The organism is Heliomicrobium sulfidophilum, assembly GCF_057715735.1.
In genome coordinates this window covers 786,708-799,620 of record NZ_JBVTZZ010000004.1, presented here as the reverse complement: position 1 = coordinate 799,620, position 12,913 = coordinate 786,708, and the positions used below count along the sequence as shown (strand labels likewise).

Genomic DNA, 12,913 nt, shown 5'->3' with positions numbered 1-12,913 from the left:
CACTTTATGGAAATAAAAGGGGGTATGTGCGAGTCCAGCCTCGAACAAAAGACCCTCCCGATCGGGAGGGTCTTACAGCTATTTGGTGAAGATGTGTTTGCCGATGCGTTTGATCTGGGGGCGACTCCAGATCCATTTGCTTGTCGCAGTGGCCGGATTGAAGTAATAGAGAGCGCCGCTGCTAGGATCCCAACCGGCAAGGGCGTCGCGGGCGGCTTTGAGACTGGTCTGGTTGATATTCATCCAAATCTGCCCGTCATCGACAGCCGTGAAGGCACCCGGTTGGAAGATGACGCCTGATACAGTGTTCGGAAAGACCGGGCTACGCAAACGGTTGAGGATGACACCACCGACAGCCACCTGGCCCACATAGGGCTCGCCACGGGCCTCGCCGGTGATGCATCGCGCCATCATCCAGACATCATAGGAGCGGGGCCAACCCCGTCCGATCGCCTGAGCTTCGGCCATCTCGATCTCCGGCCCGAACTGTTCCAGGAACTGCCCGTAAGTCATGGGGAGCGAAGGTTCGCTGTCTGGCCAGGGGAACAGGAGCATCGCCATGATCAGCAGGAAGAGTCCCGCTTTGCCCCCGATTCGAAGCGTTTGCATCTAAGACCCCCTTTTCATTCACATCGATAGGGCAATCCATTTTCGGGGATAGTATGGGCGATAGGGTGACAGTCCATGCAAATACGACCCATCCGGGAGCGGCCGATTTTTCTTACAGAGGAAAGAAGGTTTTTTCCCTGTAGCATGGAATTGCAAGGATGAGAACTCTAAGCGCTGCCAAAGGCATCATTCCAACATGAACGAAACGACGAGACAATCAGGTGATATTTTGAACGCATCCCGACAGTCAACCCCAATCAACGTCCACCTAATCACAGCGGTAACAGTGTCAGCGTTCCTTTTTCTGTTGTTCTTTTCTGCCCCTGCTGCCGTTGCGGTAGAGGCGACCGGTGCGAGGAATGCCATCCAGGATGAATCTGTTGCTGCCGCTAAGACCGTCCTCGTCGTTTACCCCACACCGCGGCTCTTGCGGGGCACTTTGCCCTGGCAGGAGCAGAACTGGCCTGTCATGATGCAAAACCTTCTCGGTCATTTTGACGTGGAGGTGACTTTGCGCGCAAGCGGTGACTACCGGCAAGGAGATCTTGCCCGTTATGATGCCTTCATCTACATGGGAACCTACCCAGAAAAAGTGCCCCGCGCTCTCCTGCGTGATGTGACCCGTTTTCATGGTGCAGTCATGTGGCTGGGACGCAACATCGAACAGTTGGAGGTGTCCGGCGGTCCTCGCTGGCAGACTCGCCTTTCCGAAGGCCAGCCGATCACCTATATTTACAAAGATTCGTCTCTGCCGTCGAATCGGCTGCAACAATTGAACATGGTGAGCGAGTATCCCTCCGACAGCCAGGTCTGGGCTTGGGCCGACACCCTGAAGGGGCGCTTTCCATTCGGCTTGCGCTGCCAGCGCTTTTGGTATATTGCCGATACCGACCTTGACAGCCGGGCTTATCTGCTGGTGGCCGATCAGTTGTATGATTTTCTGGGCCACCCCCCGGAAGGGAAGCGATGGGCCACCTTGCGCATTGAAGACGTGCACCCGCTCCGTTCGCCGGAGATGTTGCGCCAATTTGCCGATGTGTTGAAACGCCGCAACATTCCCTTTATGGTCACTGTCGTTCCCATCTATTTCAATCCGAAGACGGGAGAGCAGGTGGGCCTGGCGGAACGTCCCGACGTGGTGGAAGCGCTCCGCTACATGGAGGCCTCTGGCGGCACGATCCTAGTCCACGGCTTGACCCACCAGGTCGGGGATACCGAGACCGGCTGGGGCTTTGAATTTTGGGACGACAGCAGAGAGAGGCCGATCTTCTCCCGGACCTTTCCCGATTGGGCGGAGCGCCGCTGGGACCGTGCGATCAGCGATCTGCGCAACCTTGGGTTGCATCCCCTAGGCATCACGGCGCCTCATTACGCCATGAACCGCGACACCTATATCCACTTGCGCGACCAGGTCAGTCTTCTCGTGGGCTCTCCCCAGATCTCCGGTCATTCGAGGTTGACCCAAAAGGTCCCTTACCTACTGAAGAAGGATCAGTATGGCTACCAGGTCATCCCAGAGAACATTGGTTTTTTCGACTTCCGGTTGGATGATCCGGTGGCGCCGATGCTGCAAGGGGCTGATGAAGTGGCCCTGGTGCGGGATTGTGCAGCCGGCGCCTTTTTCCACTCCTTCCTCGACAGCGGGCGGCTGATTCAGTTTGTCGAAGGGATGCAGCAACGGGGCTTTCAGTTCCTCGATGCCCGCAGCCTGCCTGTCAGGGAGGTAACCGTCTCGCCGGCTCGAACGTCAGGCGCCCTCGCCGAGGACGCAGCGGTACTATGGGATCCCATCGTCAAGGGCGACGCCTTAGAAGATTCTCCCTTTTCCCTGCTTGACTTGACAGGGGACGTGAAGGCGACGGCCCTCACTTTAGCCGGAGTTGTCCTGGCGGGGTTGGCCATCGTAGGGGTCATGGAAAGAATGAAGAAGGAGTAAGGGAGATAGGGAAGATGAGTTTTGATCTGGAAAAAGCGGCAGAGTCTCTCCTGTTGACCCCGGAAGAGTTTCGGGAGGCATTGGATGTTTTTTTTGAAGAGGCCGAGAACACCCTGGCCGGCATTGAGGAAGCGCTGCCCAAGAGTGATTTGAAGGCGCTAAAAGCGCTGTTTCATGATATCAAGGGCGCTGCCTTCAATTTCCGTCTCGACGATGTGGGAGAAATGGCAAAAACCTTGGAAGCCTGCGCTGTATCCGGCGATTTCGAGCGAATCTGTCGCGAATGGACCGCTCTTCGTGATGAACTGTCCCGGATCAAAAGCAGGCTGGAACAACAATAGAAGAAAAAGCCTTTTGGCCTATGAGGCGCAACCATCGGGGCCATATTTCGGAACCCATGAAAAAATCACATCAATATGCTACGATAGACGCAATAGAGCCGTCGGTCTGATCTGTGGTCCCGAAAGGCGGGTTCTTGCATGATTCCATTTTTCACGCGCCAAATGGATTATATGCATTTTGTTTACGGTCTCAGCTTGATCTTGTTGGTATCGGTAGCAGGGATTTTGCGTCGAGCCGATAAGGGGAGCTTTTCTTGGCCCTATTTGGGGTTGTATGGTTTTTCTCTTGGTGTGGCCGCTTGGCTGGATCTGATCGCGTGGGACTTTGGCGACGGAAAGGTTCTTGCCATTGTACGGTCGTTATTGCACATGACGGCCTTTTTCTCGCTTGTCTTTTTTGCGAGAAGCGGCCTGTCCAGGTTAAAGGGGGCCGTCGAGATCCTGGTATTGGCCCTATTGTCGGCTGCTTTCGCAGTAGTCGGCATTACATTCGGTCTGGCCGGCATCGACGCGATGGCCCGTTACGGTTTCGGTTTATTTGCATGGGCGACTGCCGCATGGGTCTTGAAGCGGTCCCGGCGAAGTGAACGGCAAATCGCTGCAACCCAGTCCGGGGTTGTCGTCGGCTTAGCCCTGCAAGCCCTTTTAGCCGCTGCAGCGTTGGTAACATTTTTTTCCGGAAATGAAGGGGATCTGCTAGCGCCGATCTCGATCGCCGGTGTGCCCGTAGCGGCCTTGCAAACGCTGCCGGCTATGGGAACGGTCATCTTCCTCTGGCGTTATGCCTGGTTGATTGATGAGCGACAGCGCCGCAATTTGCCGATGGCTGCCAAAGACGTCTGGTGGCGTCCTCTGGGGGCCTTCTTCCTGTTGCTTCTGATCGGATGGGGCGCTACGGAATTGATCGGCGGCGCTGGTGAAAACCATGCCCAACAGAGTCTATTAACGCGGGCGAAAACATCGGCAGCAGCCATCGACGGTGAAATCGTCACCCGTCTCTCGGCCACAGGCGCAGATTTGGACAACCCCGACTACCTTCGTCTGCGGGAGCGGCTCACGGCCATGCGGGCGGCGAACGAGGACGTCCGTTTTGTCTATCTTTTGGGGCAGAGCAAAGAAGGCATTTTTTTCTATCTCGATTCTGAACCGGAAGATTCCGAGGACTACTCGTCGCCCGGGCAGAGCTATGACGAAGCGTCACCGGAACTGCAAGCCATCTTTGCCACCGGCGAGGCCTTCGTTGAAGGGCCGATTTCCGATGCCTGGGGCACCTGGGTATCCGGTCACGCCGTCGTCCGCGAGCCGGCAACGGATCGGGTAGTGGCCGTCTACGGCATGGACGTCAGCGACCGCGAGTGGCGGCTGACTATCGCCGGCTATCGCATGGTGGCGATCATCACCACCCTGGCCTTGTTCTGGGTCGTCCATATCTTTTTCAAGGCATTGTGGTCGGCCCGCCGGTCAGCGGAAAAGCTGCGGGAACAGGGGATACTCGTGCAAGGGGTCGCCGAAGGTTCCCAGCGGCTCTTGACAGTCAGCGAGTACCACCAGGCCATCGAGGCGGCCCTTGCCAGCCTGGGACAGGCGGCCGGAGTGGATCGCATCTACATCTTTGAACACCACCGTCATCCATGGCGTGGGGACTGGGCGATCAGCCAACGTTTCGAGTGGACAAGCGGGTCAGTATCGCCCCAGATCGACAATCCGGCGATGCAAAATTTTTCCTATGAAGAGCATGGCCTGCAAGGCTGGCATGCCGCCTTTTGCGCAGAACAGCCGGTGAGCGGAACAAGCCGGACCTTTTCTGAGGCCGAAGAAGAAGTCCTCGCCCGACAGGGCATTCAGTCTTTTTTGGCTGTGCCCATCTTCGCCGGCGGAAGCTGCTGGGGCTTCATTGGTTTTGACGACTGCAGCCGTGAGCGCCTCTGGACGGACTATGACAAGACAATTTTGACGGCTATGGCCGCGGGGATCGGCGGGTTCATCGAGCGCAAGCGGGCAGAAGATGAACTGGCGCGAACGCGCGACCAGGCCCTGGAGGCGTCACGGCTTAAATCGGAATTTGTCGCCAACATGAGCCATGAAATCCGCACCCCCATGAACGCCATCCTCGGGATGAACGAAGTTTTGTTGGAAACGAACCTCGATGCGCAGCAGCGGGATTATGCTGTCATCGTTCGCGAATCTGCCGAGGGGTTGCTCCGGATCATCAACGATATCCTCGACTTCTCCAAGATGGAAGCCGGGAAGCTGACCCTCGATGAAACGGATTTTCATCTCGCCGGCATGGTGGAAAGCATCGCCGACATCCTGGCCGTCGGCGCGTGCAAAAAGGGTCTGGCCTTAAGCACTTTCATCGATCCCCACATCCCTCCTGTCTTATGGGGAGATGAGGGGCGGTTGCGCCAGGTCCTGCTCAACCTGGGCGGCAATGCGGTCAAGTTTACCGAAAGGGGCGGCGTGACGATCCTGATCAGGCCGGACGATTCTCCTGATGTGGAACGGATAGATTCTGGAGAAAGCATCGACGGAAGAAAGAGAGAGGGCGAGCCTTCGCCAGGGAGAAATCCTTTACGCCTGCGTTTTGAAGTGATTGACACCGGCATCGGTCTATCGCCGGTGGCCAGGCAGCGTCTTTTTCAGCCCTTCACCCAGGCCGACGGGTCGACAACGCGCAAGTATGGCGGCACAGGGCTCGGTCTCTCCATCTCCCGTCGCATCGTCGATCTGATGGGGGGCGAGATCGGGGTGGAGAGCGAGTTTGGGCACGGGTCCACCTTTTGGTTTTCTGTCCCTTTCACGGTGAAGGGAGAACCGGCAAAGTTTCCGGCCGGCATCGCTGAAAAAAGGTTGCTCATCCTCGCTGACGGCGGAATCAGCGCCACCTTGTCCCGCTATGGCGAAGCCTGGGGTCTCCGATGTCGACATGCCGGCAATGAGGACGAGGCGGCACGCCTGATGGATGAGGCCGTTGAGGATGAGTCGCCTTTCGAGTTCATCATCATCGACGATTCACTGCCCAACAGTAAACTGACGGAATTGGCCTCTCGCAACAGGGAAGGGAAATTCATCCTGCTCATCGCCATCGACGGTAGAGAGTGGGGCGAGGCCGCCTTGCGGGCCGGCTTCTCCGCCTATCTGATCAAGCCAGTGAAATCGGCCCAGTTGGCTGCCTGCCTGGCCCGTCTCGCCGCTGAGGAAGGGCGGCAACCCGCCTCAGAAGTGCCGGAAGGGTCGCAAGTCGAGCCAATGCCAGCAAAGGACGGCGCTTTGATGCCGAAGGCGGACAAGGCGCCAAGGGACAGCGCCGCCGGTGCTTTGCCATCGGTTGGTGAAAAGGGTGAAATCCTCGTCGTCGAGGACAACCGGTCCAATCAAAAACTGGCTCTTTTGCTGTTAAAGCGCCTCGGCTATCAGGGACATTGTGTATCCACCGGCCGTGAGGCTGTCCAGGCCGTTATGCGCCAATCCTATTCGCTGGTGTTGATGGATTGCCAGATGCCCGATATGGACGGATACGAGGCGACCCGGGCCATCCGTCGCTGGGAGGCCGGCAGCGGGCGCCATCTGCCGATCATCGCCATCACAGCCAACGCCATGCAGGGGGACCGGGAGCGCTGTCTTGAAGCAGGCATGGACGACTATACGTCGAAGCCGATCCGTCCTGACAAACTGCAGGAGATCCTGACACAATGGATGCCCCCTCGGAATGAGGTGTATAGGGGAAAAATAGATTCCATTCAATAACATATCTCCTTAACGACTGCTTTACCGCCATAGGGGGCAGTCTTTTTTTTTCTTAATCGACAAAAGGTGATTTCCTTAAGTCGATAAGGTTGCTGTAGGCAGAACCCTTGTAGTGTTTTTTTCTTTTAAGTATTTTCTGGTGGAAACGAGAAAATATTTAGTTTCACTTAAATTGACAGTCCTTCGCGCCATCGACTACAATGAGTCTACGAGGCAGGACTAAAAATTCTGAATTGTCTAGGAAAAGTTTACAAAGCAAGAAATTGCTTTAGCAGTAATTTATGAGGTGATGCAATGTCATCGGCCGTCGAACAGTCGCCCCTCGAGATCCATCTTGCCTGGTGCAAGGCCTGTGGGATCTGTTACAGCCTTTGTCCCAGCAAGGTGCTGGGCGCTGATGAACTGGGCAAAGTCACCGTCCTTCAGCCGAAAAAATGCACCAAGTGCAAGATCTGCGAAAACCATTGTCCCGATTTCGTTATTTCCGTCGTAGGGGGGAAGAGAAGTTGACCATCATGCCCAACAAGGCCCGCTTGATGCAAGGCAACCAAGCCTGCGCCGAAGGCGCCATCTACGCCGGCCTCCGATTCTACGCTGGTTATCCCATCACCCCGTCGACTGAAATCGCGGAGATTTTGGCGGAACGGCTGCCCCAGGTGGGAGGTCGTTTCATCCAGATGGAAGATGAGATCGCAAGCATGGCCGCTATCATCGGCGGGGCACTGACCGGTGTGAAGTCCATGACGGCCACCTCCGGCCCCGGTTTTTCCCTCAAGCAGGAAAACCTGGGCTACGGCATCCTCGCCGAGGTCCCTTGCGTCGTCGTCGATGTGCAGCGACTCGGTCCTTCCACCGGCGGACCGACGGCGCCCTCCCAGGGCGACGTGATGCAAGCCCGCTGGGGAACCCACGGCGACCACCCTGTCATCGCCCTCTGCCCCAATTCGGTGCAGGAGTGTTTTGACCTCACCGTGACGGCCTTTAACCTGTCCGAACGGTTTCGCATCCCCGTCCTGTTCATGCTCGATGAGGTCATCGGTCACATGCGAGAGCGGATGGTCATTCCGGACCCCGGCGAATTAGAGGTGTTGGATCGGAAAAAGACCGACCTTCCGCCCGGGCAGTATGTTGCCTATGCCCCTGTTGATGATACACTGGTGCCCCCCATGGCCAACTTCGGGGAAGGATACCGGTTCCATGTGACCGGCTTACTCCACGACGAGACGGGGTTCCCCTCCAACAGTTCTTCCGTCGTCGGCGCCCACCTGGAGCGGTTGCACCGCAAGGTGGACCGCGGTCTCGACGAAATCGTTATGGTGGAAGAGACCGACACAGAAGACGCGGATATCGTCATCATTGCTTACGGCTGTGTGTCCCGTTCAGCGGCTCGCGTCGTGCGGGAAGCGCGCGCCCAAGGGTTGCAGGTTGGCCTCCTGCGCCTGATCACTCTCTGGCCTTTCCCGGTGGATGCTGTCCGGCGTGTCGCTGAAGGCGCCCGGGCCATCATCGTAGCGGAAATGAACCTCGGCCAGGTGCTGGATGTGGTCAAAAGCGCCGTGGAAGGGCAGGTACCCGTCTATGGCGTTTGCCGGGCTGACGGAGAAATGATCGCTCCCGACACTATCCGGGAGAAGGTTGAGGAGGTACTATAAGTGTTTGCCGAAATCGAACAGTATTTCCGCACCAACCGGCTCCCTCATATCTGGTGTCCCGGCTGCTCTAACGGCATCATTGTCAAATCGATCGTGGAGGCCATCCAAAAGGCCGACCTCGACCAGGATAAAACGGTCATCGTTTCCGGCATCGGTTGCTCCTCCCGAGCGACAGGCTACTTAAACTTCGACACGCTCCACACCACCCACGGTCGCGCCATTGCCTTCGCCACCGGAGTTAAAGTGGCCAACCCGGCATTGAACGTCTTCGTTATCACCGGCGATGGCGACTGTACCTCCATCGGCGGCAACCATTTCATCCACGCCGCCCGGCGGAACATCGACCTTAATGTAATCCTCTTCAACAACAACATTTACGGCATGACTGGCGGCCAGTACTCGCCGATGAGCCCCACGGGCTCAAAAGGAACTACTGCTCCGTATGGTAATATCGAGCGCCCCTTCGATATCTGCAATCTGGCCATCGGCGCTGGTGCCACCTATGTGGCCCGCGGCAATTCCTTCCACACCCGCCAGTTGACCGACATCATCCACGCCGGCATCGCCAACAAAGGGTTTTCCTTCGTGGAGGCTCTCGCTGCCTGCCCCATCTACTACGGCCGCAAGAACAAGCAGGGCAGCGCCGCCGATATGCTCAAGTGGCAGAAGGACCATTGTCTCTCCAAGGAGGTGGCCGACCGGCTGCCCCCGGAAAAAAAGGAAGGCAAAATCCTTACCGGTATCCTCCACCACGTACCGGCTCCAGAGTATACGGAGCAGTACGAAAAAATCATCAACAGATTCAAGGAGGCCAACAGCAATGCGTGATAGTTGGGAAATCCGACTGGGCGGCACCGGCGGTCAAGGTCTGATCACCGGCGGGATCATTCTGGCCGAAGCGGCCATCCTTGATGGGAAGAACGCCGTTCAATCCCAGAGCTATGGTCCCGAGTCCCGTGGGGGTTCCTCCAAAGCCGAGGTCATCATTTCCAGCGAACGGATTGACTATATGAAGGTCAAGGATGCTGACCTGTTGCTGGCCATGAGCCCGGAAGCGGCTAAGAAGTATATCGATGAGGTCAAGGAAGATGGTATCGTCATCCTCGACAGCACCTATATCAAGAACTGTGAACCTGTCAAGGGAAAAGTTTACCGCGTCGACATCAGCCGCCTGGCCCGCCAGGAAGTGGGGCGCGAAGTGGTGGCCAATATCGTTGCGCTCGCCGTCATCGTCGGTCTGACCGGCGTCGTATCGCGGGAGGCCCTGGAAAAGGCTGTCCTTTCCCGTATCCCGAAAGGGACTGAGGAGATGAACAAAAAGGCGATTGCCGTCGGCTTTCAGGCGATTGAAGAGGTTTTGAACGCCGCCTAATTTCCTCATCCCAAGTTATCGATCCGAACCTTAACGCTTCAGGCATAAAGGCAAAGCGTGAAAAAGGAGAGTAAAAAAGCCCTGTACCTGCCCAAATAATGAGGCGGTTCAGGGCTTTTTTGCGCTTGGACCGCTTTGGCCGCCGGTGACGGCAAGCCAAAGCGGAGGAGGGTCACCGGCGCCGGAGCGCCTCACGGATGTCGACGACGGCGTCGGTGATGGTCCGCAGTTCCCGGATAAACCAGGCGACCAGTCCGATATAAGCGACAACAGCGAAATGGGCCGCGTTGGCGTGCATCTTCCGGAAGCCTGAACAGTGGTGCATGCGGTCACCTCCCGGGGATAGGATGCCCCAGAAACAGCGTTTCCTACGTGTAGATTGGTGGAACTCCGAATCAGTAAGGGCAGTAATAGATCGTATTGTACCCGTCAACGGCGACCAAGCGCAAGGGCGTCGTTGAGTCCCACACCTTTTGCCGGGTCATCTGATCAAAATCGAAGATATAGAGCTCGTATTTCGGGGCTTCTCCCGTTGAAGCGCCTTCCGGTTTAACGTCGATCATGTAGAAAAGCTTGCCGTCCCGGTTCCAGGCGTAGGTCAGGCGCGTGTCGGCGGGGAGGCTATGGAGCTTGACCCGGCGCCAGCCGAAAAAGGATGTGATCTCGCGGTTGACGGCGATCAGGTCGAAGCTGTTCTGGAGTTTCGTTGCCGTTCCGGACGCCGCTGCGCTTGCTGCTGGTTTGTACTGGCGCATGATGATCAGCCGTTCGTTGGGCGAGGCGCAGAGAAACCGGTTGGATTCGGCGCTGTCAAAGCTGGTGAGCCAACGGATGCTGCTCTCCGAGTGGGGGCGCACTTCCCCGACATGGTGACGACCTGTGTCATTTCCGTTGGCCGTCGCTTCCGTCTCCATGATGATTGTTGAGGGGTACTTCAACCAGGCCATCGGGGCGACCGTTTTGCCGAGGTCGGTCATCTGCAGTATTTCCCGCGTCTCCGGGGAGTAGCGGTAAATCTCGCAGCGCTCCGGCGAAGTGTACTGACTGAAAATGATGTAGCTGCTGTCAGGCGACCAGCGCGGGGAACGCAAGTCGGCGCCCATGCCGACAGGGGTGCGGTTGTTCGTCTTAACCTCATAGATGAAAAGGGGATTGTCGAGGGCGACGTAGTTGTCATCGGGTGACCAGACGGGCAGGTTGGGACGTTTGTCCGTCTGGTGGATGTTCTTCACGTCGCCGTCATTCACACGGGCCAGGCTGACAGTGTACGTCAACGCGCCATTATCTTTCGGGCGAGTGACTGTGCCAAAAGTGAGCATGCTGTCGTCGGGACTCCAGGCGATGGCCGGGTAGAATTCAGTCCCTTCCTCATCAGTCAAACGGTGCAAGCGGATTGACTGCTTCGATTTCATGTTGACTACATAGAGACTGGAGCGTGTGGTGAAGGCCATGCGCTCTTTTTTGTTGCTGAAGGTGATGCTGGACCACTGGACTTCTTCTTTCGCGGCTGAGTCGCTGGGCTTCTTCTCCGGGGCGGGCTTGACGTCGCCCAAGCCCGGTGTGCGGACCGTGTAGGAAGCGAGGGCCTGGTCACAGATTTCCCGCAGGTCGACGAGATGGTAACCGGCCGGCGGACCGTCCAGGGGAGGAAGGGTCTTTGCTTCGACCCACTGGGTGTCCGGGCCAGGAACGATGCTATCGGCGGTGGTCAGGGGGAAGTGTTTGTTTGAGGCGAGGTTGTAAGCAGCGAAGATGACGACGAGCAGGGCGACGATCAGAGGGATTCCTGGTTTAAGGCGTTTCATCGATGACCTCCTGGTGGTGATGGCCACATTTTAGATTCTGTCTGGACTAGACCTGAATTAGACAAAAGCTACCGAATTCCTGCCGAAAAAAGTGAAACTTATAGCGCTTGTCCTTTTTCCTTTCCCTTGTTCATAAGGTGTAGTGGGAAAGGCTCGGATGGAGGAAAGGGAAGGAGTGAAATTACGATGGCCTCAGTTTGGCATTGGAAGCCGCTTTGGGCCGGTCTGCTGCATGCGGCTGCCATTCTTGCTGTCGGAGTGGTCCTGACTGCCATCCTGATAGGGAGGTTATCTGGGCCGGTGTATTTTTTAAGTCCCTGGATCATTCTCCTTTTAGGGACGGCAGCTTTTTTTGGCGGATACCGGGCAGCTCGAGTTGCCCGGCGCCATGGCTGGCTGCAAGGATTCACCGTAGGCACGTTGCTGGCTCTTTTCTTAATGGCTTTATGGTCTTCCACGGGCGCCTATTCACTGGCGATTGCCGGCGCTGACGCCTTTGCTCTCATGACTGTTGGCACTGCAGGCGGCCTATTCGGCGCGCGCTCGACGGGCGGAACGAACCGGGTGCAAATGGGGCGGTAGGGGAATAAGGCTGTTCTGGCAAGCGCAACCTAGTTCACGAAGCGATGTCTGTACTGAAATGAATAACCATGGAGGAGACTATGGACTGGACACTCGTCGCAGGAGTTTTCAATATTGTCGTCATTGATCTGGTACTTAGCGGTGACAACGCGGTGGTCATCGCCATGGCGACCAAAGCGCTGCCAGAGGCATACCGGAAGAAAGCGATCTTCTGGGGAGCATCGTTGGCTGTGGGGCTACGGGTAACGCTTACCTTCATCGTCGCGCTGTTGTTGCGAATCCCCCTCATTCAATTTATTGGGGGAATTCTCCTTGCGTGGATCGCCCTGAAGTTGCTTTATCCGGAGAAAACAGTGGACGAGGTTGCAAATGTTGGGAATGACTTCAAAAAAGCGCTGCTCACCATCATCAGCGCAGATGTATTGATGAGTCTTGACAACGTGCTTGCTTTAGCTGGAGCATCCCATGGGAATGTTTACTTGCTTGCTTTTGGACTCATCTTGAGTATACCGATCGTCTTAACAGGAAGCACCATTTTATCGAATCTGCTGAAACGGCATAACTGGCTGGTCTATGTCGGCTCAGGGATTCTTGCCTGGACGGCAGGAAAAATGGTCATCCATGACAAGAGCATCGACCCCATTATTCAGCAAGTCCCGTTAACGGAGTATGTCGTCCCTCTGTTCATCACGGCAATGGTCATACTCATCGGCAAACGAATTAGAGACAGGGCTTTCGCTGCTGATGGAAGATAAGGGAAATATTTCTGGAACGTTGAATTCCACCGTCGAGACGAAGATGATGTTGTGTAAAAAAGCAAGGCTGCCCCGCGAAGAAGCAGCCTTGCTATTTTTTGTGTTTTTTTCCTA

At 56.5% G+C, this 12,913-nt stretch carries 11 protein-coding genes and 1 pseudogene; 9 read left to right on the top strand and 3 right to left on the bottom strand.

Annotated elements, in window-relative coordinates:
* Positions 1-78: 78 nt before the first annotated feature.
* A pseudogene (locus AC0CW1_RS05490) lies at positions 79-423 on the bottom strand (cell wall hydrolase); the annotation flags it as partial.
* Between the two features lie 493 nt (positions 424-916).
* On the opposite strand from AC0CW1_RS05490, the gene AC0CW1_RS05485 reads away from it, so the two are divergent.
* The 7 genes from AC0CW1_RS05485 (at position 917) to AC0CW1_RS05455 (ending at position 9,657) form a co-directional block, all read left to right on the top strand.
* Entirely contained in the window at positions 917-2,545 is a 1,629-nt protein-coding gene (locus AC0CW1_RS05485) for a DUF2334 domain-containing protein (RefSeq protein ID WP_488182037.1), read from the top strand.
* A 14-nt stretch (positions 2,546-2,559) separates the two neighbouring features.
* Entirely contained in the window at positions 2,560-2,886 is a 327-nt protein-coding gene (locus tag AC0CW1_RS05480) for an Hpt domain-containing protein (RefSeq protein ID WP_488182036.1), read from the top strand.
* A gap of 369 nt (positions 2,887-3,255) precedes the next feature.
* Complete coding sequence (locus AC0CW1_RS05475; protein WP_488182035.1) at positions 3,256-6,633, top strand: hybrid sensor histidine kinase/response regulator; 3,378 nt, start codon at positions 3,256-3,258, stop codon at positions 6,631-6,633.
* Positions 6,634-6,927: 294 nt separating this feature from the next.
* Positions 6,928-7,143 (top strand): 4Fe-4S binding protein, encoded by a 216-nt coding sequence (locus AC0CW1_RS05470; RefSeq protein ID WP_488182034.1) that lies wholly within the window; start codon positions 6,928-6,930, stop codon positions 7,141-7,143.
* A 5-nt stretch (positions 7,144-7,148) separates the two neighbouring features.
* Positions 7,149-8,285 (top strand): 2-oxoacid:acceptor oxidoreductase subunit alpha, encoded by a 1,137-nt coding sequence (locus AC0CW1_RS05465; RefSeq protein ID WP_488182127.1) that lies wholly within the window; start codon positions 7,149-7,151, stop codon positions 8,283-8,285.
* A complete protein-coding gene (locus tag AC0CW1_RS05460) occupies positions 8,286-9,113 on the top strand; it encodes a 2-oxoacid:ferredoxin oxidoreductase subunit beta (protein WP_488182033.1) in 828 nt (275 codons plus the stop codon).
* Positions 9,106-9,657 (top strand): 2-oxoacid:acceptor oxidoreductase family protein, encoded by a 552-nt coding sequence (locus AC0CW1_RS05455; RefSeq protein WP_488182032.1) that lies wholly within the window; start codon positions 9,106-9,108, stop codon positions 9,655-9,657. The genes AC0CW1_RS05460 and AC0CW1_RS05455 overlap by 8 nt, the downstream gene beginning before the upstream one ends.
* 172 nt (positions 9,658-9,829) lie before the next feature.
* On the opposite strand, the gene AC0CW1_RS05450 is transcribed toward AC0CW1_RS05455, so the two are convergent.
* Entirely contained in the window at positions 9,830-9,982 is a 153-nt protein-coding gene (locus AC0CW1_RS05450; protein ID WP_488182031.1) for a hypothetical protein, read from the bottom strand.
* 70 nt (positions 9,983-10,052) lie between these two features.
* Positions 10,053-11,462, bottom strand: a complete 1,410-nt coding sequence (locus AC0CW1_RS05445; protein ID WP_488182030.1) for a TolB family protein — start codon at positions 11,460-11,462, stop codon at positions 10,053-10,055.
* A gap of 186 nt (positions 11,463-11,648) precedes the next feature.
* Between AC0CW1_RS05445 and AC0CW1_RS05440 the strand changes: the two genes are divergently transcribed.
* Positions 11,649-12,044 (top strand): TIGR04086 family membrane protein, encoded by a 396-nt coding sequence (locus AC0CW1_RS05440; RefSeq protein WP_488182029.1) that lies wholly within the window; start codon positions 11,649-11,651, stop codon positions 12,042-12,044.
* An 80-nt stretch (positions 12,045-12,124) separates the two neighbouring features.
* The gene (locus AC0CW1_RS05435) at positions 12,125-12,799 is read left to right on the top strand and encodes a TerC family protein (protein WP_488182028.1); all 675 of its coding nucleotides are present in this window, start codon (positions 12,125-12,127) and stop codon (positions 12,797-12,799) included.
* Positions 12,800-12,913: the final 114 nt, after the last annotated feature.